The sequence below is a fragment of the Gordonia mangrovi genome, assembly GCF_024734075.1.
Taxonomy (GTDB): Bacteria; Actinomycetota; Actinomycetes; order Mycobacteriales; family Mycobacteriaceae; genus Gordonia; species Gordonia mangrovi.
In genome coordinates, this window is the sequence record NZ_CP102850.1 from 284416 (window position 1) to 308697 (window position 24282).

A 24282-nucleotide genomic window follows, 5' to 3' on the forward strand; every position below is an offset into this window, starting at 1 on the left:
GCCCCTGGTGCCGGGCGGCCTCATCGACCCAGGAACTGCGCCTTGCCGGGACCGTTCTCGACGAACGATGCCATGCCGATCGCACGGTCTTCGGTGGCGAACAGCGCGGCGAACAGCTGCTCCTCGATCTTCAAACCGGTGGTGAGGTCCACACCGAGCCCCTGATCCACGGCCTTCTTGCCGGCGGCGAGTGCGATACTCGCCGCGTTCGAGAACTGGCCCGCCCACGCGAGTGCGGCGTCGTAGACATCGTCGGGCGCCACCACCTCGTCGATGAGCCCCATCTCCAACGCCTCGGCGGCGGCGACGAAGCGTCCGGTGAAGATCATGTCCTTGGCCTTGGCCGGTCCGATCAGCCGGGCCAGCCGTTGGGTACCACCGCCGCCGGGGATCACGCCCAGCAGCACTTCGGGTACGCCGAGTTTGGCGTTGTCTCCGGCGATCCGGCGATCGGCGCCGAGTGCCACCTCGAGTCCACCGCCCAGCGCGTAGCCGGTGATGGCCGCAACCGTCGGCTTGGGGATCTCCGAGATGGCGCCGAGCGCCGACTGCAGGCGGCCGGCGACCTTGCTCATCTGGGCATAGGTCATCTCGTTCATCTCTTTGATGTCGGCGCCGGCGGCGAGCACCTTCGGGCCACCGTAGATCACGACGGCCTTGATGTCGTCGCGCACGGTCGCCTCGTCGGCAGCGGCGGCGAGCTCGTTCTGCACCTGCCGGTTCAACGCGTTCATCGGCGGCCGGTGCAACCGGATGGTGCCGACCCCGGGATGATCATCGGATGTCTCGAGTGTGACGAACTCAGCCATGGTCGAAGGCTACCGTTCGCCCGCCACGACCGGATGGCGAGGCCATACAGTTGAGCCATGGCCAAGGCCTCGAACGATGCGGGCGAACCGGTCGAACTACGGGTCGGCGACCGGGTCATCCGACTGTCCAGTCCCGACCGCGTGTATTTCTCCGAGCGTGGCGAGACCAAGCGTGACCTCGCCGAGTACTACCTCGCCGTCGGCGACGGCATCGTCCGTGCACTGCGAGACCGACCGTGCATGTTGCATCGATTCCCCAAGGGAGTCGACGGCAAGAAAGTACACCAGAAGCGCATCCCGGCCGGCGCACCCGACTGGCTCGAGACGGTCGAGCTCTGGTTTCCGCGGTTCGGCCGGACCGCCGACGAACTGTGCGTCACGGAGTTGGGCAGTGTGATCTGGGCGGTGCAGATGTCCACCGTCGAGTTCCATCCGTGGAACTCCCGTCGCGACGACCCCGAAGCCCCCGACGAATGGCGCATCGACCTCGATCCGATGCCCGAGTGCCCCTTCTCACGTATCCAGCGGGTGGCCCATGTGGTCGAGGAGATGCTCGACGAACTCGGGATGCGCGGATTCCCGAAGACATCGGGCGGCCGCGGCCTGCACATCTACGTCCGGATCGAACCGGAGTGGGGATTCGCCCAGGTGCGCCGCGCCGCATTCGCCTTCGCACGCGAGATCGAGCGGCGCGCACCCGAGGATGTGACCACCACCTGGTGGCGCAAAGACCGCGATCCGGCTGCGGTGTTCGTCGACTACAACCAGAACACCCGCGATCACACGATGGCATCGGCCTATTCGGTGCGCGGCAATCCACGGGGCACGGTGTCCGCGCCGATCGCGTGGGACGAGATCGACCACATCACGCCGGATGACTTCACCATCGCGACGATGCCGGCGCGCTTCGCCGAACTCGGTGACCTGCACGCCGAGATCGATGATGTTGCCCACCGCCTCGACCCCCTGCTCGAGTGGGCCGACCGCGACGACATCGGTGCCGGGACCGACCAGCCCGACGTCATCGATATGGATCGGTGAATCACCGACTCAGTCCGGGTACCTCACGCTCGGCGGCAACGGCGAAATAGCGGTCCGAACCCGCGAACGTGAGACCGGCCAGGCCGGCGCCCGGCTCCACCGACGGTTCGATGGCCTCGACCCGGCGTTCGGCGGCGAGGATGTCGGCCACCGAATCGAACTCGCGGAGATGGGTCAGCTGCGCCCAGGTCGGTGGCAGCAAGACATGCTTGTCTGCGGCCCACAACTCGAGCGCCGACTGCGGCGTGGCCCAACCGGCGACCTCGGCCTCGGTGGTCTTGTCGTCGGCGGTCTGTCCCGGCGGCAGCGCGGCGAGAAAGAACCGGGTGTCGTATCGGCGCTTCTCGAGGATGGGGGTGATCCAGTGCGCCAGCGGCCGCAGCAGGTCGGCACGCAGACTGAGACCGGCGTCGCGGAGGAACTGCGCGAAAGACAGCGACTTGTCGACGAGGCCAGCGCGCTCGGCGGTGAAGGCATCCGGGTCGGGGAACGAGCCGTCGGCCCGCGATGCCAGCAGGACACCACATTCCTCGAATGTCTCCCGAACGGCGGCGCACACCAGAGACTGTGCGGTGTGTTCATCGGTGTGGAAGGCCTCGGCCCACCGGCCGGCACCCGGTCCGGTCCAGTCCACATCGGCTTCGGCGTCGCGTGGATCGACGCCGCCGCCGGGGAACACCGTGACACCGCCGGCGAAGGCCATCTGTTTGACCCGGCGCTGCAGAAACACCTCGGGCCCGGCGGCAGTGTCCCGAACGAGGACCACCGTGGCGGCATCGCGCAATGGGGCGGGTTCGGTCGGCGGCGATGAGCTCATAACGGCGATCTCCTGTCTGCGCGCAACCCCTGCTGGGCGGGACGGTGCCTCGACAGTAACGCGCGTGCTCAACCGATACCGCGCCCGGTTCAGCCGGCAGCGCGCCGATGCCCACCCGCTCGTCGCGAGCGACGGGCGAAATACCGGCCCCCGGGCCGACTGAGGGTGATCCGCTGCCGAAACGCCGACGACAGGTTCTGGCTGGTGAGCACCTCGTCGAGCAACCCCTGGGCGACCACCTCGCCTTCGGACAGCAACATCGCGTGGGTGAACCCGTCCGGAATCTCTTCGACGTGGTGGGTCACGAGCACCATCGCCGGGGCCTCCGGGTCGGCGGCAAGCCGACCGAGACGGTCCACCAGTTCCTCCCGCCCGCCCAGGTCGAGCCCGGCCGCAGGCTCGTCGAGCAGCAGGAGTTCGGGGTCGGTCATCAACGCGCGCGCAATGAGCACGCGCTTGCGTTCGCCTTCGGACAGCGTGCCGAAGGTCCGGTCGGCGAGATGTTCGGCGCCCATGGATTCCAGGGATTCGACGGCCTGCTCGCGGTCCATCTCGTCGTACTTCTCCCGCCAACGACCGAGGACGGAATAACCGGCAGAGATCACCACATCGCTGACGATCTCGTCCGGCGGCACCCGTTCGGCGAGCGCGGCGCTCGACACACCGATCCGGGTGGACAACTCGCGGAGCTCGACCTTGCCGAGCTGCTCGTTGAGCACGAACGCGGCGCCGGAGGTGGGATGTTCCTGGGCGGCGGCCAGACGCATCAGCGATGTCTTGCCCGCACCGTTGGGTCCGATGACCACCCAGCGCTCGTCGAGTTCCACCTGCCAGGACACCGGGCCGACCAGGGTGTTGCCGCCCCGCACCAGAGTGACGTCGCGGAAGTCGACCAGAAGATCGGGATCGGATTCGTACACGTCGTCGGCGGCGGCACTCGGATCGCTCGGGTTCGTCACCCCCCTATCGTGCACCACGTGTCGCGTACGCGTCGTGAGCAGGGCGACACGTCCTCCGCGAGAACGTCTTCGGAGTCGATCGGAATACCCGTGCACGCTGTCGCCTTGAGGAGAGCATGAGTGTTGACTTGTCCGTCCTCGACCTCGCACAGGTCGGTTCCGGCGAAACGGTGGGCGAGAGCTTCGCCGCCAGCGTGGACATGGCGCAGCGCGCCGAGAAGTGGGGGTACCGGCGTATCTGGTACGCCGAACACCACAACATGTCCAGCATCGCATCGGCCGCCCCCGCCGTGCTGATCGCACACGTCGCGGCGAACACCGAGACCATCCGCCTCGGCGCCGGCGGGGTGATGCTGCCCAATCACTCGCCGCTGGCCATCGCCGAACAGTTCGGCACGCTCGCCGAATTGCATCCCGGCCGCATCGACCTCGGGCTGGGCCGCGCCCCCGGCGGAGATCAGCAGACATTCGCCGCACTGCGCCGGACGATGGCGTCGGCGGATCGGTTCCCCTCCGACGTTCTGGAACTGCAGGGATATCTGCGCGGTCACTCCCGGGTGGAGGGCGTCACCGCCACCCCCGGCGCGGGAACCGATGTGCCGCTCTACATCCTCGGGTCATCGCTGTTCGGTGCCCAACTCGCCGCGGCACTGGGCCTGCCGTACGCGTTCGCGTCACACTTCGCCCCGCAGGCGCTCGAAGAGGCGGTAGCGCTGTACCGCCGTGAGTTCCAGCCGTCCGAGCAACTCGACGCGCCGTACGTGATCGCGGGGGTGTGCGTGATCGCCGACGAGGACGAGGCGGTGGCCGCCGAACAGCTCCGCAAGGCCAAGCGGGCCCGGGTCAACGCCTTGTTCGCACGCGATCGCCGATTCACCGACGAGGAGGCGGACATGGTGCTCGACCTGCCCCAGGGCCGGCAGATCGACGCGATGATGACGTATTCCGGAGTCGGCACCCCGGCACAGGTCACCGACTACCTCGACTGGTTCACCGGTCACGCCCAGGCCGACGAGCTCATCGTCGCGTCCATTGCACCCGACCGGGACGTCTGGCTGAACACGTTGGCCCACATCGCGCCGGCACCGGCGTTGTCGGCGACGGGCGACTGACCGGCATCCCACCGATCGAGGTGCGCGGGGCCTCACGCGTCCGGCGCGGCCAACCGGAAATCGGCGAAGTCGAACCCGGGTGAGACGACACAGCTGACGAGCACCGGTTCGTCGCCGAGCGGCCGGGCCCGTTGCCACACGCCGGGCGGCACCACGGCTTGTGGCGTCTGGCCGGCCGAGATGTCGGCACCGACGTGGATCTCGGTGGGTGCGGCCGGCTGATCACCGTCGCCGCCGAGTTCGAGCAGGACCGCCGAACCCCGGTGATAGAGCCAGAGTTCTGCGCTGCGAACGGTGTGCCACGCCGATTGCTCCCCGGGCAACAGCAGGAAGAGGATCGCGGTGGCGACCGGACGTTCGGCCGAATAGCCCGGCGGCAGAACGTCCGCCGGGATGCGGACGGGACTGCGCCAGGTCTCCCGGTACCAGCCGCCCTCCGGGTGGGCCACCAGCCCCAGGTCGCGCGCCCACTCCGGCAGGATGTTCTCACTCACCGTTGGTCACCTCCGCGATCACGGTCACCGAGCCCGGCGCGATCTCGGTGAACCCGGCGTCACGCACCGCGACAGCCGTGCCACGCTTCTCGGAATCGAGCAGCGCGGCGAACCGCTCAGGGGTCGCCGCGCGAATCGTCAGCGGGCAGGCCGCGCTCCGCCAGGCCCGGGCCTGCGCCGCACGCATCAGTTTCACCGCGAGCATGGCCGCATGTCCCACCTGTGCGCCCGCTTTGCCCACGGTCATCGTCACACCCGGATTGAGCCACAGGACGACTCCGCCCGCATCGGCGGTCGACGACAACTCTCCCGACAGGTCGGTACCGCCGATCTGCAGTCGCGAGATCCGGCGATCGACATCCCCCACCCGGCCGGGCACCAACGCACGTGCCTGCGCTGCGCCCTCGGTCACGGTCAGTCCCGACACCTCCTGCGCGGCAACCCACTGCGCACCGCGCGCGCGACGCGCGATCTTGCGAATTCGGGCATCGCACCAGGTGTCCATCGGCGTCGCCCAGGGCCCACCTCCGCCGGCGCGATCGTCGAGACACAGCAACGCCACCGCGCGCGCCGCGGCGGTGAGGAGCTCCGCGCGGCTCGGTGGGTCGGACTTCTCGATCCGCAGAACCATCTGCATGGCCAGGACGTCGGCGGGGTCGGCCGGGTCCTCACCACCGCCGACGTAGCCCACCAGCCGTCGGTAGGCCTCGTCGAACGGGTCGAGGTGACCATCACAGCTGGTGGATGCGGCGGAATCCGACATGCCGGCCGTCAGCTGAGCGGCACGCGTCGCAGGACCCCATCGGCGGCATCGGCCGCCTCGATCTCGTCGCGGGTGACGCCGAGGATGAACAACACCGCATCGAGGAACGGATGGCTCAACGCGGCATCGGCCACCTCCCGCAGCGCGGGTTTCGCGTTGAAGGCGATCCCCATCCCGGCCACGCTGAGCATGTCGATGTCGTTGGCGCCGTCGCCGACCGCGATGGTCTGCTCCATGGCGACGCCGACCTGGTCGGCGAAGGCCCGCAATGCCTTGGCCTTGCCCGCCCGGTCCACGACCTCGCCGATCACCCGGCCGGTCAGTTTGCCATCGACGATCTCCAACGTGTTGGCCCGCACGAAGTCGAGTTCGAGTTCGTGCGCCAGCCCGTCGATCACCTGCCGAAAACCGCCGGATACGACCCCGCAGTGATAGCCGAGTCGATGCAGGGTGCGGATGGTGGTGCGCGCCCCCGGTGTCAACTCCAGCGAGCTGGCGACATCATCGATGACGCTGGCGTCGAGTCCGGCGAGGACGGCCACCCGCTGATGCAGCGACTCGGAGAAGTCCAGTTCCCCGCGCATCGCGGCCTCGGTCACCGCCGCGACCTCGGCTTCACGGCCGGCGCGGGCAGCGAGCATTTCAATGACCTCACCCTGGATCAGGGTGGAGTCGACGTCGAACACGATGACCCGCTTGGCACGCCGCGCCAGACCACCGCGCTCCACCGCGATGTCGACGCCGTGGTCGGCGGCGACCGCGGCCAACCCCTTACGCAGGGCGGCGTCGGCGGCCACGTCGTCGCGACCGGTGCTGACCATCAGTTCCAGGCCGGTGAGCGGATAGTCGGCCACCCCACGGATGGAGTCGATGTTGCCGCCCTGCTTGGCGAGCGCTCCGGCCAGCGCCCGGAATGCGCGCGCGGTGACCGGACTTCCCAGCACCACCACTGCGTGACTCGACGGTCGTCGGCCGGCACTGGCGGCGCCCACCTCGACGATGACGTCGATCCCGATGGAGGCCATCGCCTGCTCGACCACGTCCTGTAGTTCCTCGGCGTCACCCGACGCCGACACCAGCACACCCAGGGTGAGGCGGCCGCGGATCACCACCTGCTCGACGTCGAGCAGACTGACCTGCTGGCCGGCCAGCGCACCCATCAACACCGATGTCACGCCGGGTTTGTCCGGCCCGGTGACGGTGATCAGAACTGTGGTGTCACCCGATTCGTTGATCACGTGTTTCGCGGAGTGTGTGCGCGTCAGCTCGGATCCGGATCCGGGGAACCCTCGTGGTCACCCACGGTCAACGGACTGCGCCGCGCGTCTTCCATGTGGCGGTCCTTGCCCGAGTTGTGGCCGGCGCCGACGTGGGCCTCGGCACGCATCCGTTCGATCATGTGCGGATAGTGCAGCTCGAACGCCGGGCGCTCGGAACGAATCCGGGGCAGCTCGGTGAAGTTGTGCCGCGGCGGCGGGCAGCTGGTGGCCCACTCGAGCGAGTTGCCGAAGCCCCACGGGTCATCGACGGTCACGACCTCGCCGTAGCGGTAGCTGCGGAAGATGTTCCACAGGAACGGCAGTGTGGACAGACCCAGGATGAAGGCACCGACGGTGGAGATGATGTTCAGGGTGGTGAACCCGTCGGACGGCAGGTAGTCGGCGTAGCGGCGCGGCATGCCCTCGTTACCGAGCCAGTGCTGCACCAGGAAGGTGGTGTGGAAGCCGACGAAGGTCAGCCAGAAGTGGATCTTGCCGAGCCGTTCGTCGAGCATGCGCCCGGTCATCTTCGGGAACCAGAAGTAGATACCGGCGTAGGTGGCGAACACGATGGTGCCGAAGAGCACGTAGTGGAAGTGCGCGACCACGAAGTAGCTGTCGGACAGGTGGAAGTCCAGCGGCGGGCTCGCGAGCAGCACACCGGTCAGGCCGCCGAAGAGGAACGTGACGATGAAGCCCACCGAGAAGAGCATCGGCGTCTCGAACGTCATGTGACCGCGCCACATCGTGCCTATCCAGTTGAAGAACTTCACACCGGTGGGCACCGCGATCAGGAAGGTCATGAAGGAGAAGAACGGCAGCAGAACCGCGCCGGTGACGTACATGTGGTGTGCCCACACGGCCACCGACAGCGCCGCGATGGCCAGCGTGGCGTACACCAGGCCGGAATAGCCGAAGATCGGCTTGCGCGAGAACACCGGGAAGACCTCGGACACGATTCCGAAGAACGGCAGCGCGATGATGTAGACCTCGGGGTGACCGAAGAACCAGAACAGGTGCTGCCACAGGATCACGCCACCGTTGGCCGGATCATAGAGGTGCGCACCGAACTGGCGGTCGACCTCGAGGCCCATCAGCGCGGCGGTCAACAGCGGGAAGACCAGCAGGATCAGCACGCTGGTGACCAGGATGTTCCAGGTGAAGATCGGCATGCGGAACATCGTCATGCCAGGTGCGCGCAGGCAGACGACGGTGGTCACCATGTTGACCGCGCCGAGGATGGTGCCCAGACCGCCGACGCCCAGACCCATGATCCACAGGTCGGCGCCGTAGCCCGGCGAATGGATCGCGTCGGTCAGGGGTGTATACGCGGTCCAGCCGAAGTCGGCGGCACCGCCCGGGAGCAGGAAGCCGCTCAGCGCGACGCACGCACCGAAGACGAACAACCAGAACCCGAACGCGTTGAGCCGCGGGAAGGCGACGTCGGGCGAGCCGATCTGCAGCGGCAGCACGAAGTTGGCGAAGCCGATCACGATCGGGGTCGCATACAGCAGCAGCATCACCGTGCCGTGCATGGTGAACAGCTGGTTGAACTGCTCCGTCGACAGGAACTGCATGCCCGGGTGGGCGAGTTCACCACGCATCAGCAACGCCATGAGCCCGCCGATCAGGAAGAACGCGAAGCAGGCGGTGATGTACATCATGCCGATCAACTTGTGATCGGTGGTGGTGATCAGCTTGTAGATGAACGAACCCTTGGGCTGATAGCGCTCCGGAAACGGACGCACTGGAGCCACTTGCGTGGTGGGCTGGTCAACCGCGGTCACAGATCCTCCTCGTTGCGCGAACTCGGGGCCGGTCATCTGCCACTTCCCCGCGGTCGCCACATGAACAAAACGAGCGCTGGTAACTGATCCTAAACCCTCATACAGACGGTGGCCGAGTGGGTCCTACGATCTGTCGTATTCGAACTCCGATTGCCACTGTAGCCGCAGGTCAACGACCACCCGAGCGACGACGCGCGACGCGATCCCGATGGCGTCTGCAACCGCCGCCACCGCCCGCCCGCGCCCCGGGCCGTCACCGGGATTGCCGGTGCTAGCGTGATCGCGTGCAGCGCAGTGTCGTGACCTCTCCTCCGGCCGGCGGCCATCGGGCCTCGTGGACCCGTCGAGTTCTGCGGGCCGGTGGGGTCGCGGCGGCGGTTCTGATGGCCGGTGCGGTCGCCGCGTGCAGTGGAGACGAGCCGTTGACGACCCCGGACGGCTCCCCGATCTCGACCGTCACCACCCGCGTCGCCGAGGTCAACATCGTCAACGCCGATCGCGACCTGACCCGTACGTGCCTCGCCCCGACCGCTCCCGATGCCGGCCAGAGCGACGTCGCGCGCATCGTGGTGACCGATCCGCGCCTGCTCGACCCGCTCTGTGCACTCGGCCTCGGGCCGAAGGTCGTCGCGGTGACCGCCGACGAGGGCTCCGTCCCCGCCTATCTCGGCCCCCAACTGGGGGCGGTGCCCACGATCGGGTCGTCTCCCGAGTCGGCGGCAGCCGGCGAGGCCGACCCCGACATCGTACTGACCACCGCACGATCTGCGACGTCGGCGGAGGCGTTCGGCGACGCCCGCGTGGTGACCATCCCGACCGACGGCGACTGGCAAGCGCAGTTCCAGGCCGTGGCCGATGCGCTCGGCCGCAGCGAGAGCGGCACCCGACTGCTCGACGAGTTCCGCACCGAGGCCGGCAAGACCGGCCGGCGGATGGATGCCGCCCACAGTCAGGTCTCGCTGGTTCGATTCACCGGCGACTCGGAGATGATCGCCGGTACGGAGAGCTTCGCCGGGCAGATCCTGTCGATGATCGGGGTGCAACGACCTGAGCCGCAGCGCTCCGCGCGATCGTTCACGGTCACCGACAAGAACTTCACCGATGCCGACGCCGATCTGATCTACGTCAGTTTCGTCGGCGACGAGGGGCTCGACCACGGCGAGGACGTGCTGCTCAGCGATCGCTGGCTGGACATGGGCGCGCCCACCTGGAAACGGGTGCTGTCGGTGGACGATGAGATCTGGTACCGCTCCTCTGGTCTGGCGGCCGCCTGGCTGGTGCTCAACGACGTGAAGGAATCTCTCGATGGCAATTCGTGATCTCGCCCAGACCCTCCTTGACCTGCACCGCCCCGGCGATCCCGGCGTGTTTCCCACGGTGTGGGACGCGTGGTCGGCGGCGATCGCCGTCGACGCCGGCTTCGGAGCACTGACCGTCGGAAGTCATCCGGTCGCCGACTCGATCGGTCGCGCCGACAACGAGGGCATGACCTTCGACGAACTGCTCACCCGGGTCCGGCAAATCACCGGCGCGGTCGACGTGCCCGTCTCCGTCGACATCGAGTCCGGCTACGGCGAGGACCCGGCCCGTCTCATCGACGGCCTACTCGAGGTAGGCGCCGTCGGCCTCAACATCGAGGACACCGTCCACTCCGAAGGTGGCCGGCTGCGCGAGGCCGCCGAGCACGCCGATCTGGTGGGCGCGTTGCGCTCCGCGGCCGATGCCGCCGACGTGCCGTTCGTGATCAACGCCCGGACCGATGTGTTCCTCAAGCAGGTCGGTGAGGAATCCGAGCGGGTGGATCTGGCCGTGTCGAGGTTGCGGTTGTGCGCCGACGCCGGCGCCCGCTGCTTGTATCCCGTGGGCTTTCACAGCGACGATGTGCACCGCCGACTCACATCCGAGTTGCCGCTGCCGGTGAACGCGATCGGGCACCCGGAGCAGGACACCCGTACCCACCTCGCGGATCTCGGTGTCGGACGGGTGAGCTTCGGGCCGCTGTGGCAGATGATGCTGGCCGAGCGGGCGCGCGAGGTTCTCGCCGACTGGCGCTGAGTCGGCCACGGTCCGATCGAGAGTGTCCGACGAGCACACTAGGCTCGTCGGTGATCCGCCATGCCTGTCGATGCACCGCGCCCCACGTCATCCGATGACACCACCACCCTGCCGATCCACGCCTTGTGGCGGCCGGGCGTCGGTTTGGCGCTGTGGTGGGCCCGCCCCGATGCCGGGCCGGACGACCTACCCGAGGTGGTCGCCGATCAGTTGTCCCGACGCCGATCCCGTCGGGACATCGCGGTCATCGGGCCCGACGGTGGCCGGGATTTCGTCAGCACCATCACACTGAGCACGTCGTCGGCGGTCGCGATACTCGATCTCACCCGCCCATACCCGGTGAGCGGCGAAATCGGTTGGTACCGGTATCTGCTCGACGGTGTCCGCCGGGTGGTCGGCGCCGGTTCGGTGACCCCCGGCGTGGCCGAGATCGCCGGTGAACCACTCCTGCGCTGGCAGGCCGTGCCGACGCCGGCATGGCGGAGCTGGCTGGCCGTGGTGGCGGCCACCGCGCCCGGGCTGGTATCGGCCAACGGGAGCCACCACGCGATCGACGACCTGATCGCCGAGCTCGTCGACCACGAGTGTCGCGGACGGATCGCGGCCGCCGGACCGCCGGCTGCCGACGACGTTCCCGCGGCGTGGCTCATCGGTGCACTCATGCCGGACCCGCCGCCACTCGCACCGTCAACGTCATCCCGGCTCCGTTCCGCGCAGTCGGCCTGGATGCAGTGGAATGCGGCTGCACCGCAGGACGATTCGATGCTGATCCTGCGTCTTCACGAACCCGAGGACGAGTCGGACGGCGCGCCGACCCGACGGGAGAGCGAACAGGCGACACTCTGGCGTCTACAGGTATGCCGCCGTCATGCCGATGGCCGCATCGTCGCGGTGCAACCGCACCGTCTCGACCAGCAGGAACTCGACCGGGTCACCAGCGGTCTGGCGACCGCGGTGCGCGCCTTTCCCGATCTCGCGCACGCCGAACCCGATCGGCACAGCCTCGACTTCCTGCTCACCACCGACACCGTGGAGAAGCTCTTCGTCGAGGGCGCCGCCGCGCTGACCGAGGCCGGGTGCCCGGTGTTGCTGCCCCGCACTGTCGCCGAGGTCCGTCCCACCCTGGGGCTGCGTGCCCGTCCGGTGGCCACCAGCACCGGCCGGGCAGCGCAGATCGGGGTCGCCGAGGTCGACGAGTTCGAGTGGCGGCTCGCGCTCGGCGACGACCCGGCGGCGATGACGTTGTCGGAAGCCGATCTGGCCGATCTCGCCCGCCGCCAGGGTGATCTGGTGAGAGTCCGCGGCACCTGGGTTCGCGCCGAAGGAGGTGCGCTGCACCGGGCCGCCGCGTTCATCCTCGGCCAACGTGCGCACGCCGCATCGGACCATCCGGCCGACATGGGTGAGCTGTTCAATCTCGTCGTCGACGCCGTACCCGTGCCGGTCACCTCGATCGAAGGACTCGCCTGGCTCGACGACATCGCTGCCGGCGGCCGGCTCCGACCGGGCCCGCTCCCAGCGCCCGATTCACTGCACGCACAGTTGCGTCCGTATCAGCACCGCGGGCTGGAATGGCTGGCCTATCTGGCCGCACACCGGATCGGCGGAGTGTTGGCCGACGACATGGGATTGGGCAAGACCATCCAGGTCATCGCGCTGATCTGTCACGAAAAGTCAATCGGAACGGCGGGGTCGGCGGCACCGACGCTGATCATCTGCCCGATGTCGGTGGTCGGGAACTGGGAACGTGAGATCGAACGCTTCGCACCGCATCTGCGGGTGGTGGTCCATCACGGGACCTCACGCGCCGGGCGTGCGACCATCGCCGAGGTCGTCGCCGGCGCCGACGTCGTACTCAGCACGTTCGCCATCGTCACCCGCGATCGGGAGATCCTCGGCACGCGGCGGTGGCGGCGGGTCGTCGTCGACGAAGCCCAGCATGTGAAGAACGTTGCGACCAAGGCGGCCAAGGCCGTTCGCGCATTGCCCGCCGAGCATCGGATCGCGCTGACCGGGACGCCGGTGGAGAATCGGCTGGAGGACCTGCGCGCGGTGATCGATCTGGTCAACCCGGGCATGCTGGGTTCGGCATCGCGGTTCCGCGCCCGGTTCGCCGAACCCATCGAACGCGACCGCGATCCGGCCGCGCTGCGGCTGCTCAACGCGCTGACCCAACCGTTCATCCTGCGTCGCGAGAAGACCGATCCGTCGATCATCAACGATCTGCCCGAGAAGACCGACATCACCGTGCGCGCCAACCTCAGCCTCGAACAGGCGGCGCTGTATCGCGCGGTCATCGACGAGCTGATGGAGGCGTTGCGCAGCAAGCAGCAACGCACCATCCGTCGACGCAACATCCTGGCCGCGCTGACCCGCCTCAAGCAGGTGTGCAATCATCCCGCCCACTATCTCGCCGACGGATCGGCGATGACGCGTCGGGGTCGGCACCGGTCGGGCAAGGTCGAGCTGGTCCTCGACATCCTCTCCACGGCCGCGGCCGAAGGCGACCGGGCGTTGGTGTTCACCCAGTTCGCCGCCTTCGGAGAGTTGTTGTCATCGTGGCTCGCCGACGCGCTCGGCACCGAGATCCCGGTGTTGCACGGTGGTGTCGGCCGGGCCGACCGTGACGACATGGTGGCCCGGTTCCAGAGCGGCAACGGCCCACCGGCGCTGATCGCCACCCTCAAGGCCGGCGGCACCGGCCTGAACCTCACCGCGGCGAACCATGTGCTGCACGTGGACCGATGGTGGAATCCCGCAGTCGAGGACCAGGCCACCGACCGCGCCTACCGGATCGGCCAGCATCAGCGCGTGCAGGTGCACCGGTTCCTGTGCGTCGGGACCCTCGAGGAACGGATCGACGAGATGATCGCCGCCAAGCGTGAACTGTCCCGACTCACGGTGCGCTCCGGTGAGAACTGGTTGACCGAACTCGGCGACGACGAGTTGTTCGACCTGTTCGCGCTGCGCGATGAGGCGGTGAGCGAGTGAGCCCGCGCGGCAGTCAACGGCGCACGCCGCGGGCGTCGGCGACCCGCGGTTACGGCGTCACGCGCTGGGGTCGCGCCTTTGTCGACGTCGTCGAGGGTGTGCATACCGGCGATGCGGACCGTCGGCGGATCACCCAGGCGCGACGCTATTTTCGTGATCATCATGCCGAACGCCTGCGGATCGGCGCGGCGCGGGTGACGGCCTCGGTGCGGGGCAGCCAGCTCGACCCGTTCGAGGTGACCCTCACCATGCGTCCGGTCGACCCCGCGACCGTGGTGACATTGCTGCGCAGCGGCGATGCGACCGGCGACCTGATGGCGCTGACCCGTGGCGAGCAGCCGTCGGCGCTCGGCGAATTGGTCTTGCCGACCGAGTCCGCCGACATCGCGGCGGATTGCACGTGCCCGGATGAGTCGCCGCGGTGCATCCACGTCCTGTGCGTCGCCTACGAGACGGCTGCCGAGATCGATCGCAGCGCAGCCACGCTGCTCGCGGTGATGGGCACCGACACCGCGCAGCTACTGGCCGCGGCCAACGAGACGGAGTCCGCAGGTGATACCACTGCCTCCGCCGGCGACGCAGCCGTCCCGACTGTCGACTACTACGGAACGAACGCGGTGCTGCCCCCGCTGCCCACTCCCCCGCGCCTGAACCCGATCATGGAGCTCGACGCCGACGCGCTCCGCGCAGCGCTACGCACCTCCGGCATCGCACCCGCCGACATCGGCGAGGCCATCGACCTGCTCGACGACCTCTACGACCGCATCCGCGACCGCCCGGTTTCGTAGTACGGACCGGCGAAAAATCGCCGGTCCGTACTACGAAATCCGACGCGCTAGAAGTCCCAGTCCTCGTCCTCGGTGTTGACGGCCTTGCCGATGACATAGCTGCTGCCGGAGCCGGAGAAGAAGTCGTGGTTCTCGTCGGCGTTGGGCGACAGCGCCGACAGAATCGCCGGGTTCACGTCGGTCTCGTCTCGGGGGAACATCGCCTCGTAGCCGAGGTTCATCAGCGCCTTGTTCGCGTTGTAGCGCAGGAACTTCTTGACGTCCTCGCTCAGACCGACCTCGTCGTAGAGCGCCTCGGTGTAGTCGGACTCGTTGTCGTAGAGCTCGAACAGCAGCTCGAACGTGTAGTCCTTGAGTTCTTGGCGACGCTCTGGTGTCTCGACCTCGAGACCCCGCTGGTACTTGTAGCCGATGTAGTAGCCGTGCACGGCCTCGTCACGGATGATCAGCCGGATGAGGTCGGCGGTGTTGGTGAGCTTGGCGCGGCTGCTCCAGTACATCGGCAGGTAGAAACCGGAGTAGAACAGGAACGACTCGAGCAGGGTCGAGGCGACCTTGCGCTTGAGGGGGTCGTCGCCCCGGTAGTAGTCCATGACGATCTGCGCCTTGCGCTGCAGCTGCTCGTTCTCCTCCGACCAGCGGAACGCCTCGTCGATCTCCTTGGTGGAGCACAGCGTGGAGAAGATGGAGCTGTAGCTCTTGGCGTGCACCGACTCCATGAATGCGATGTTGGTGAGCACCGCCTCCTCGTGCGGCGTGGTGGCGTCCGGGATCAGCGAGACCGCACCGACGGTGCCCTGGATGGTGTCGAGCAGGGTCAGGCCGGTGAAGACCCGCATCGTCAGCTGCTTCTCGTACTCGGTCAGCGTGTGCCACGACTGGATGTCGTTGGACACCGGCACCTTCTCCGGCAACCAGAAGTTGCCGGTGAGGCGATCCCAGACCTCGGCGTCCTTCTCGTCGGGGACGCGGTTCCAGTTGATCGCGGATACGCGGCTCACCAGTTTGATGGGCGCGCCGTCGGCGGGGCTGTGCGGTGCTGCGGTCATCGTGTCGTCTCCTACGGCGGTGTGCGGTTCGATTCGGCTTGTGGTGTCGCGGGTGCGGTCAGGTCACATGCACCAGTTCCAGGATCGGTACGGGCAACGCGTCATCGCCGACGACGTCGAGGTCTTTGTGCGACCGCCGATGCCAGAGCATGAGGAGCAGATCAGAGATCGGCCCACGCAGCGCGACGTCGGCCTTCGCGTGGCCGCGCCGATGTGAGATTCCTTCGGGTGTGATCTCACACAGCCATTCACCGTCGTCGATGTCGGTGGCATGCAGGTGGACAGTACGTCCGACGAGGGCCGCGGGAACGCCGTTGCCACGAGCAATGAAACGGGGCGCGAAGACCTCGAGCCACTCGTCGATGCCGTCGACCGCCAGGGTCGGATCGATCGCACGTTGGCCACCGGGAACCGTCGCCGACTCGAGATCCCACCGGTGGACGGCCAGCTCGTTCGCCTGTCGGCGATACCAGAAGGCGACGGTCTTCGGTCCGCCGATCGCGGGGACGGTGTCGTCCGGGTCCTTGGCGGTGAGGGATGCGACCAGCTGATCGCGCCCCTCCACGTACCAGTCGATCACCGCCTCACCGGCCGGAACCTCGATCCCGTCGTATCCCCGATACAAGCGGGTGCCGTCGATCCGGTCGGCCGCCCACCGATGGACGGCGCCGACATGCCCCAGCAGATCGTGCACTGTCCAGCCCGGGCAAGCCGGGATCTCGGCGCCCAACACCTCGGCACCGCTATCGGCGAGCACCGCGCTCTCGGCGCGGATCGCGCGCAGCCACTCCTCTGGCGTCACCGGTGATCAGTCCTCACAACATGCAGGAAACGCAACCCTCCACCTCAGTCCCCTCGAGAGCGAGCTGACGCAGACGGATGTAGTAGAGCGTCTTGATCCCCTTGCGCCATGCGTAGATCTGCGCCTTGTTGACGTCGCGGGTGGTGGCGGTGTCCTTGAAGAACAAGGTGAGACTCAGCCCCTGGTCGACGTGCTGGGTCGCCGCGGCGTAGGTGTCGATGACCTTCTCGTACCCGATCTCATACGCATCCTGGTAGTACTCCAGGTTGTCGTTGGTCATGTACGGCGCCGGGTAATAGACGCGGCCGATCTTGCCTTCCTTGCGGATCTCGATCTTCGCGGCGACCGGGTGGATCGAGCTGGTCGAGTGGTTGATGTAGGAGATCGATCCGGTCGGCGGGACGGCCTGCAGATTCTGGTTGTAGATACCGTCGCGCTGCACGGCGGCCTTCAGCTCCCGCCAGTCGTCCTGGGTGGGAATGTGAATTCCGGCCTGGCCGAACAGGTCGCGTACCTTCTGGGTCTCCGGCTCCCACACCTTCTCGGTGTACTTGTCGAAGAACTCCCCGCTGGCGTACTTCGACTTCTCGAAGCCGCCGAAGGCATGGCCACGTTCACGCGCGATCTTGTTCGACGCCCGCAGCGCGTGGAACAGCACCGTGTAGAAGTAGATGTTCGTGAAGTCGACACCTTCGTCGCTGCCGTAGAAGATCCGTTCGCGGGCCAGGTAGCCGTGCAGGTTCATCTGACCGAGGCCGATGGCGTGGGAGTCGTTGTTGCCCTTCTCGATCGAGGGCACCGAGGTGATCGAGGTCTGATCGCTGACCGCGGTGAGACCGCGGATCGCGGTCTCGATGGTCTGCCCGAAGTCGGGTGAGTCCATCGCCTTGGCGATGTTGAGCGACCCGAGGTTGCACGAGATGTCCTTACCGATGTGCGAGTAGGACAGATCGTCGTTGAACTCTGACGCGGTGGAGACCTGCAGGATCTCCGAGCACAGGTTGGAGTGGGTGATCTTGCCGTCGATCGGGTTGGCCCGGTTCACCGTGTCCTCGAACATGATGTACGGGTAGCCCGACTCGAACTGCAACTCGGCGAGGGTCTGGAAGAACTCGCGGGCCTTGATCTTGGTCTTGCGGATGCGCTTGTCCTCGACCATCTCGTGGTACGTGTCGGTCACGTTCACATCGGCGAACGGCACCCCGTAGACGCGCTCGACGTCGTACGGGCTGAACAGGTACATGTCGTCGTTGTCCTTGGCGAGCTGGAAGGTGATGTCGGGGATCACCACGCCGAGCGAGAGCGTCTTGATGCGGATCTTCTCGTCCGCGTTCTCCCGTTTGGTGTCGAGGAAGCGGTAGATGTCGGGATGATGGGCGTGCAGATACACCGCGCCGGCGCCCTGGCGCGCGCCGAGCTGGTTGGCGTAGGAGAACGAGTCCTCGAGCAGCTTCATGATCGGGATGACGCCCGAGCTCTGGTTCTCGATCTTCTTGATCGGCGCGCCGTGCTCACGGATGTTGGACAGCAGCAGCGCCACTCCTCCGCCGCGCTTGGAGAGCTGGAGAGCCGAATTGATCGACCGCCCAATGGATTCCATGTTGTCTTCGATGCGAAGGAGGAAGCAGTTGTGCACTACTGTTCCGCGAATCGAGTAGGTGTGCGTCCCTTCGACGTGCAGGTTGTACACCTTCTCCGGCGTCTGGTCGGTGCGGACGACCTCACGAATTCCGTAGACATGGCGGCCATGCACGACCTGATACGTCGTCCGAAGGGCTCCCTTGCGGCCGACGTAGTTGTGCAGATTCTTGCCGACGTCGAAGATGAAGTCCTCGTTGGTTCCGGGAAGCCCAGGAACGAAGACCTGACCGGTGATGTTTCCGGCTCGATTGACGTAGCGGCGGACCGTCGACATGATGCCCAGTCGCCGCAGGATCAGCTGAACCTGGTCGATCAGTTCGGGATTGACCAGGTCGAGCATCATTCCACCGGTCGTCGAGCACCCATCTCCGCGAAACAGCCCCATGAGAAGACCCAGTTGGAACTCCTCATCCGCAGTCAGTACGTCGGACGACAGAATCTTGGTGCCGTACCCGGTGCCGGCGAGCGAAAGCATCAACTCGGCGACAACTTTGCTATTGCACACCATCCGTACCGAATGGTCGGAAGTGCTCTCGTACACAGTCAGGTCAGTCGCGAACACTCGCTTGAACGCGTCCTTGAGATCGTTCTGGTAGAAGACCTCGTGCGCACCCAGCGTGAAATGGACGCCGTTCGGAACCGACCGGTCCGTCGAGCGCTTGGAAACATGCCCCTCCGACACATACCACCCGAGGATGAGTCCGAGGTCGTAGGACTCCTCGACATAGCGATTGACGGAGTTGAAGGTCTGACTGTGCCGCTGCTTGTTTCGGTGCTTCTTGTCCGTGTTCACCTTCTGGATCAGGCCGTCGACTTCTTCGTACAGGCCTGATCCGACATACTTCATCAGGTCATGGCTACGTGCTTCACGGACTTCGGTCGGTGCTGTTGTGACGATGAAGTCGGCAGGGTCGACGTCTTGGGCAGCCAGCCAGACGAAGCCGTTGAAGCTGTCCGACCCGTCGCCAGCGATGATGGTGTCCACGTCACGGGTCGTCCAGACGAGGATGGGGTGCTCCGGCGTGCAGAGGATCGGCTCTTTGTGCCCGAAGTGTGAAATCGACACCAAAGCCTGGTCGTTGGGGTTCTCGATGAGTTCCTCTACCCTCGCGAACGAGCCATCGTGCGACAGCACTCGGTCGCCGGGCCGCAACGATTCGATCGCCTTGGGACCGTTGTCGGTGTCGATCGGCGTTCCGGCCGGGAAACAGCTCACCGGCTCACCGCGCTGCTTCTTACCCGAGTTGAGGAAGGTCGGGGTGGCCGGCTGGAAGCGGCCCTCGATGATCTCGTCGACGAGGTGACGCGCGAGCGCCGTGTCGCCGTCGGCCAGGGTCAGCGCCACCATGCACACGCGATCCTCGAAGCGCTCGAGATAGCGCTTGCCGTCGAAGGTCTTGAGCGTGTAGCTCGTGTAGTACTTGAACGCACCGAGGAAGGTCGGGAATCGGAACTTCTTCGAGAAGGCGTGCCCGAACAGGAGTTTCACGAACTCGCGGTCGTAGCGGGCGAGGACCTCGGGCTCGTAGTAGTTCTCCTCGAGGAGATAGTCGAGCTTTTCGTCGAGGTCGTGGAAGAAGACCGTGTTCTGGTTGACGTGCTGCAGGAAGTACTGGTTGGCCGCTTCGCGGTCCTTGTCGAACTGGATGTTGCCGTCCCGGTCGTACAGGTTCAGCATCGCGTTGAGCGCGTGATAGTCCAATTCGCCGGGCTCATGCCCCGACGGGCCGGCGTGCACACCGGACTTGCTGGCCGAGGCGGTGTCCGAGACGGGTGCGGCGGTTGGCGACACGAAAGACTCCTGCAGCTAGATGATGGTGATCGAAAAGGTACTCGTGGGGTCTGACAGTTTCAGGCGCGCGAGGCGCTCAGCCCAGCCCGCTCCGGATGGGTGAACGCCGCGCTCTGCGCGAACTCGGCCAATCCCTCCCGCACACGTTCGACGTCCTCGGCCGTTCCCATCAGCTCGAACCGATAGAGGTACGGCACGCGGCACTTGCGCGAGACGATGTCACCGGCGAGGCAGAACTCCTCACCGAAGTTGGTGTTCCCGGCCGCGATGACGGCTCGGATCAACGCGCGGTTGTGGATGTTGTTGAGAAATTTGATGACCTGCTTGGGTACGTACCCCGACCGGTCACCGGTCGCCTTGCCGCCACCGTATGTGGGCAGCACCAGCACGAACGGCTCGTCGACGGTGAACAACGCCGGATCGCCGAGAACCGGGATACGCATGGAACGCAACCGCAGTTTCTCGACGAATCGATGGGTGTTCTCCGACACCGAGGAGAAGTACACGATCAACGGCGTCCCGTCGTACAACGGCACCGGGACATCCGGCACCGGGACATCCGGGTTCGAGGTCTGGGTCACGATCGACCTCCAACTCCTGACTCGTGCGCTACCTCGTGTACTCGCTTACCCGATCGGCGACGGCGCCGAACCCGACTTCCCCATCAGGCCGACCACCGCGGATCAGGCAGCCGATGCCGCCAGCGCCTTGATGCGATCCGGACGGAAACCCGACCAGTGCTCGTCACCGACGACCACCACGGGCGCCTGCAGGTAGCCGAGAGCCATCACGTAGTCCCGGGCCTCGTCGTCGGTGCTGATGTCAACGACCTCATAGCTCAGACCTTGCTTGTCGAGGGCTTTGTAGGTGGCGTTGCACTGGACGCAGGCGGGCTTGGTGTAGACGGTGATGGCCATCAAGAGTTCTCCTCGTGCGATCTGATGCGTCTGGTGGATCTGGCTGGTCTGGTCGGTGGGCGCGGGCCCGACTCCGGTCGGGCGTCGCGTCGGATCGTCTCGTCGTCTGCGCTGTGCTTGTACTGCTGTCGCCGGCACCGACCCCTCGGGGCCGTCACCGTTCACTCCCCGGGAGGGACTGAACCCCGCCACCCTTCGCGTCGAACCCTGTCGCGTCGAACCCTGTCGTGTTCAACATCCTGTTGTGTTCAACGCAGTGCGGTGGCCACACTTTCCCAACGTGAAGATGGTGACTCAGATCACTGTCTCCGAGGCGATTTCCGCAGAATCACATCCGTGTAGGTAACCCGCCTTGCTGGTGTCCAAAACACTACACCTAGTGGCTGACAAATCGCACCACCACAAGAGGTTGTGAATAACATTCGTGAAAGTCGCAGGTCGCGGGCATGCGCGATCGTGAAGTCGGGCGCGTCCGGCGTGTCGTCCACATGTTGTCCCCCGGCAGTCCACAGGGTGTCCCACGACGCTCCACAGTCCCTCGGACGACAAACGCCGCCGCAAGCCTCGGGCTCGCGGCGGCGCCTCGTCGCTGACGGTTGATCAGACGGCCACCGACACCTCGTCGGCCAGACGGCGCACCGCGTCGACAACGCCGGCGACGAGCTCAGCGTCTCCGAGGCCGGCCTCCGACATGGCCGACGTCTGCAGTCCGAACTCGACCTCTTCGACGACATGTCCGCCGGCGATCGTCACCGACTTGCGGGTGTCCTCGCGCGACCAGGTGCCGGCGAACCGTCCCAACGCCGCACCGATCACCCCGACCGGCTTGCCTGACAGTGCGCCCGCACCGTAGGGCCGCGAGAGCCAGTCGATGGCGTTCTTCAACACCGCGGGCATCGTGCCGTTGTACTCCGGGGTGACCAGCAGCACGGCATCGGCGGCCGCGACCGCGTCGCGCAGGTCGGCCACGCCGTCTGGCAGGGTGGCTCCCGACGCGATCGAGGGATCGTCGTCCTCGCTGTAGAACGCCAGGTGGCCCAGGCCGTCCACGACGGTCACAGCGGTGCCCGCGGGAGCCTTGTCGGCGGCCAGCTCGGCGAGACCCCGGTTGATCGACGCCCGGCGCAGACTTCCCACCAGCGCCACGATCTCCACATTGCGTTCGCTCACCGACGCTCCTTCCATTGCTCATCCACTTGATGGTTAGCCATTCGAACGACCCAACAGCGGGTCGATCCCACCGATTCCCGATCCGCCCGAACCGTTACGCTCGTCACTGTGTCGAACGGTCCCGACGGGGGTTTCATACCTCTCCGCATGTCCGTTGGTGTCGGCGAACGCGCGGACACCGAACGGGCCGATGCCGCACGGAATCGGCGACTGTTGCTCGCCGCCGCACAGGACCTCATCGACAATCACGGCGCCGCCGCGGTGACGATGGATGCGGTGGCCCGCGAGGCCGGGGTCGGCAAGGGCACCGTCTTCCGCCGGTTCGGCAGCCGCACGGGCCTGATGTTGGCGCTGCTCGATCATTCGGAGTCGGAGATCCAGCGGGCCTACCTCTCCGGCCCGCAGCCCTTGGGACCGGGGGCACCGCCGCTGGATCGGTTACTCGCCTATGGCCGGGCCCGGCTGAAGCTGACCTCCGACCATCTCGACATCCTGATCGAGGCGGGCGGTGCCGGCGGCGACTTCCTGAACCACCCGGTGTGGGCGGCGTCCAATCGCCACGTCCAGATCCTGCTGCAGCAGTTGGGGTTCGGCGCTCAGCTGGACGTCATCTCGGTGGCGGTGCAGTCCCCCCTGAACGCGGCGGCGGTCAAGCACCTCCTCGAGATCGTCGGGCTCGATCTCGAGACGATCACCGCCGAGTGGGAGGCGATGGTGCGAACGCTGGCCCGCGGCGTGGTCGGCACCTGACCGCCGGTTCGAGACCGTCGCGCCCTCGCCTGTTCTGCGGTCCCGCGGCAACCGTCTTAGCCTTGATGGACTCGTCGCAACGATCCCCCGCGCGGACGGCGACACCGGAGAGAAGGGACCCAATGAGGTGAAGGCTGTCATCATCGGCGCCGGAATGGGCGGACTCAGCGCTGCCATCGCGCTCAAGCAGATCGGGCTCGACGTCGAGGTCTATGAACAGGTCACCGAGAACAAGCCGGTGGGTGCGGCGATCTCGGTGTGGTCCAACGGCGTCAAATGCCTCAATCATCTCGGGCTCGAAGCCGAGACGGCCGCGCTCGGCGGCATCGTCGACACGATGTCCTACGTGGACGCATTCACCGGCGAGACCATGTGTCGATTCAGCATGCAACCGCTGATCGACGAGGTCGGCCAGCGCCCCTACCCGGTCGCCCGCGCCGAGCTGCAGCTGATGCTGATGAAGGCCTACGGCATGGAGGACATCAACTTCGGCAAGAAGATGATCAGCGTCACCGACGGCCCGGAGGCGGCAACGGTCGAGTTCGCCGACGGGACCACCGTCACCGGCGATATCGTGATCGGCGCCGACGGCGCGAAATCCCTGACACGCGAGTATGTCCTGGGTGCGCCGGTGGAGCGCCGCTATGCGGGGTATGTGAACTTCAACGGCCTGGTCGAGGTCGATGAGGCCGTCGGCCCGGCCACCGAGTGGACCACGTACGTCGGCGACGGAAAGCGTGTATCGGTGATGCCGATCGCCGACAACCGCTTCTATTTCTTCTTCGACGTGCCGATGCCGGAAGGTGAGCCGTACGAGCGCGGCACCGCGCGCGAGGTCTTGGCCGAGAACTTCGCGGGTTGGGCGCCGGGCGTCCAACGCCTCATCGAGAAACTCAACCCGGCGACCACCAACCGCGTCGAGATCCTCGACCTCGATCCGTTTCACACCTGGGTCAAGGGTCGGGTCGCGGTACTCGGCGATGCCGCCCACAACACAACCCCCGACATCGGACAGGGGGGCTGTTCGGCAATGGAAGACGCGGTGGCCCTGCAGTTCGCCTGCAAAGAGCACTCCGACGACGTGTACGCGGCGCTCGCCGCGTACGAGTCCTCACGCACCGAGCGTGCCGGCGACCTCGTGCTACGCGCCCGGCGGCGCTGTGACGTCACCCACGCCAAGGATCCCGAGGCCACGGCCGCCTGGTACGACGAACTGCGCTCCGAAGACGGCACCCGGATCATCCGGGGCATCGTCGCCAACATCATCGGTGGCCCACTGACCTGAG

20 protein-coding genes and 3 pseudogenes are annotated in these 24282 nt (G+C 66.6%); 8 read left to right on the forward strand and 15 right to left on the reverse strand.

Annotated elements, in window-relative coordinates; genetic code table 11:
• Nucleotides 1-20 precede the first annotated feature (20 nt).
• Entirely contained in the window at nt 21-809 is a 789-nt protein-coding gene (locus NWF22_RS01360) for an enoyl-CoA hydratase/isomerase family protein (protein WP_160900956.1), read from the reverse strand.
• Nucleotides 810-866: 57 nt separating this feature from the next.
• Between NWF22_RS01360 and ligD the strand changes: the two genes are divergently transcribed.
• Nucleotides 867-1850 carry a non-homologous end-joining DNA ligase gene (gene ligD / locus NWF22_RS01365; RefSeq protein ID WP_160900955.1) on the forward strand — a complete coding sequence of 328 codons (984 nt, stop codon included), beginning with the start codon at nt 867-869 and terminating at the stop codon, nt 1848-1850.
• A 1-nt stretch (nt 1851) separates the two neighbouring features.
• On the opposite strand, the gene NWF22_RS01370 is transcribed toward ligD, so the two are convergent.
• Both NWF22_RS01370 and NWF22_RS01375 read right to left on the reverse strand, forming a co-directional pair.
• The gene (locus tag NWF22_RS01370) at nt 1852-2667 is read right to left on the reverse strand and encodes an NUDIX hydrolase (RefSeq protein WP_160900954.1); all 816 of its coding nucleotides are present in this window, start codon (nt 2665-2667) and stop codon (nt 1852-1854) included.
• Between the two features lie 89 nt (nt 2668-2756).
• On the reverse strand, nt 2757-3587 hold the full coding sequence (locus NWF22_RS01375; RefSeq protein WP_160901447.1) for an ABC transporter ATP-binding protein: 831 nt from the start codon (nt 3585-3587) through the stop codon (nt 2757-2759).
• Between the two features lie 155 nt (nt 3588-3742).
• Here NWF22_RS01375 and NWF22_RS01380 point away from each other — a divergent pair, with 155 nt between their 5' ends.
• Entirely contained in the window at nt 3743-4738 is a 996-nt protein-coding gene (locus tag NWF22_RS01380; protein WP_160900953.1) for an LLM class flavin-dependent oxidoreductase, read from the forward strand.
• 32 nt (nt 4739-4770) lie between these two features.
• Here NWF22_RS01380 and NWF22_RS01385 read toward each other — a convergent pair whose 3' ends face one another.
• Genes NWF22_RS01385 through ctaD form a run of 4 tightly spaced genes read right to left on the reverse strand, consistent with a single transcriptional unit; the run spans nt 4771 to nt 9041 of the window.
• On the reverse strand, nt 4771-5232 hold the full coding sequence (locus NWF22_RS01385) for a cupin domain-containing protein (protein ID WP_160900952.1): 462 nt from the start codon (nt 5230-5232) through the stop codon (nt 4771-4773).
• Nucleotides 5225-5995, reverse strand: a complete 771-nt coding sequence (locus NWF22_RS01390) for a peptidyl-tRNA hydrolase (protein ID WP_160900951.1) — start codon at nt 5993-5995, stop codon at nt 5225-5227. The genes NWF22_RS01385 and NWF22_RS01390 overlap by 8 nt, the downstream gene beginning before the upstream one ends.
• Before the next feature lie 8 nt (nt 5996-6003).
• A complete protein-coding gene (gene serB, locus NWF22_RS01395; RefSeq protein WP_160900950.1) occupies nt 6004-7233 on the reverse strand; it encodes a phosphoserine phosphatase SerB in 1230 nt (409 codons plus the stop codon).
• Nucleotides 7234-7256: 23 nt separating this feature from the next.
• Nucleotides 7257-9041 (reverse strand): aa3-type cytochrome oxidase subunit I, encoded by a 1785-nt coding sequence (ctaD, locus tag NWF22_RS01400; protein ID WP_160900949.1) that lies wholly within the window; start codon nt 9039-9041, stop codon nt 7257-7259.
• 383 nt (nt 9042-9424) lie between these two features.
• On the opposite strand from ctaD, the gene NWF22_RS01405 reads away from it, so the two are divergent.
• The 4 genes from NWF22_RS01405 to NWF22_RS01420 are packed head-to-tail and all read left to right on the forward strand — an operon-like array spanning nt 9425 to nt 14875.
• Nucleotides 9425-10360, forward strand: coding sequence for a TroA family protein (locus tag NWF22_RS01405; RefSeq protein WP_202398361.1), 936 nt, complete (start codon nt 9425-9427; stop codon nt 10358-10360).
• The gene (locus NWF22_RS01410; RefSeq protein WP_160900947.1) at nt 10347-11096 is read left to right on the forward strand and encodes an isocitrate lyase/PEP mutase family protein; all 750 of its coding nucleotides are present in this window, start codon (nt 10347-10349) and stop codon (nt 11094-11096) included. Before NWF22_RS01405 ends, NWF22_RS01410 begins: the two co-directional genes overlap by 14 nt.
• Before the next feature lie 60 nt (nt 11097-11156).
• The gene (locus NWF22_RS01415) at nt 11157-14087 is read left to right on the forward strand and encodes a DEAD/DEAH box helicase (RefSeq protein ID WP_160900946.1); all 2931 of its coding nucleotides are present in this window, start codon (nt 11157-11159) and stop codon (nt 14085-14087) included.
• Nucleotides 14084-14875, forward strand: a complete 792-nt coding sequence (locus tag NWF22_RS01420; protein ID WP_160900945.1) for a hypothetical protein — start codon at nt 14084-14086, stop codon at nt 14873-14875. The genes NWF22_RS01415 and NWF22_RS01420 overlap by 4 nt, the downstream gene beginning before the upstream one ends.
• Nucleotides 14876-14922: 47 nt before the next feature.
• Here the strand turns inward: NWF22_RS01420 and nrdF are convergent, their stop codons facing one another.
• From nrdF to NWF22_RS01450, 8 genes and pseudogenes are all read right to left on the reverse strand, one after another.
• Entirely contained in the window at nt 14923-15924 is a 1002-nt protein-coding gene (nrdF, locus tag NWF22_RS01425; protein WP_160900944.1) for a class 1b ribonucleoside-diphosphate reductase subunit beta, read from the reverse strand.
• Nucleotides 15925-15982: 58 nt separating this feature from the next.
• Nucleotides 15983-16726 carry a maleylpyruvate isomerase family mycothiol-dependent enzyme gene (locus NWF22_RS01430; protein ID WP_160900943.1) on the reverse strand — a complete coding sequence of 248 codons (744 nt, stop codon included), beginning with the start codon at nt 16724-16726 and terminating at the stop codon, nt 15983-15985.
• A 13-nt stretch (nt 16727-16739) separates the two neighbouring features.
• Nucleotides 16740-18356, reverse strand: a pseudogene (gene nrdE, locus NWF22_RS24465) (class 1b ribonucleoside-diphosphate reductase subunit alpha); the annotation flags it as partial.
• Nucleotides 18357-18671: 315 nt separating this feature from the next.
• Nucleotides 18672-19583 (reverse strand): annotated as a pseudogene (locus tag NWF22_RS24470) (Hint domain-containing protein); the annotation flags it as partial.
• A pseudogene (locus NWF22_RS24475) lies at nt 19572-20159 on the reverse strand (ribonucleotide reductase N-terminal alpha domain-containing protein); the annotation flags it as partial. The pseudogenes NWF22_RS24470 and NWF22_RS24475, both read right to left, overlap by 12 nt.
• A 59-nt stretch (nt 20160-20218) precedes the next feature.
• Nucleotides 20219-20689 (reverse strand): class Ib ribonucleoside-diphosphate reductase assembly flavoprotein NrdI, encoded by a 471-nt coding sequence (gene nrdI, locus NWF22_RS01440; protein ID WP_160901446.1) that lies wholly within the window; start codon nt 20687-20689, stop codon nt 20219-20221.
• A 153-nt stretch (nt 20690-20842) separates the two neighbouring features.
• Nucleotides 20843-21076 (reverse strand): redoxin NrdH, encoded by a 234-nt coding sequence (locus NWF22_RS01445; RefSeq protein WP_160900941.1) that lies wholly within the window; start codon nt 21074-21076, stop codon nt 20843-20845.
• A gap of 600 nt (nt 21077-21676) precedes the next feature.
• Nucleotides 21677-22246, reverse strand: a complete 570-nt coding sequence (locus NWF22_RS01450; protein ID WP_160900940.1) for an NAD(P)H-dependent oxidoreductase — start codon at nt 22244-22246, stop codon at nt 21677-21679.
• Nucleotides 22247-22354: 108 nt separating this feature from the next.
• Between NWF22_RS01450 and NWF22_RS01455 the strand changes: the two genes are divergently transcribed.
• Nucleotides 22355-22996 carry a TetR/AcrR family transcriptional regulator gene (locus NWF22_RS01455; RefSeq protein ID WP_373691972.1) on the forward strand — a complete coding sequence of 214 codons (642 nt, stop codon included), beginning with the start codon at nt 22355-22357 and terminating at the stop codon, nt 22994-22996.
• A 127-nt stretch (nt 22997-23123) separates the two neighbouring features.
• A complete protein-coding gene (gene hpxO, locus NWF22_RS01460; protein WP_160900938.1) occupies nt 23124-24281 on the forward strand; it encodes an FAD-dependent urate hydroxylase HpxO in 1158 nt (385 codons plus the stop codon).
• The last annotated feature ends 1 nt before the right edge of the window (nt 24282 follow it).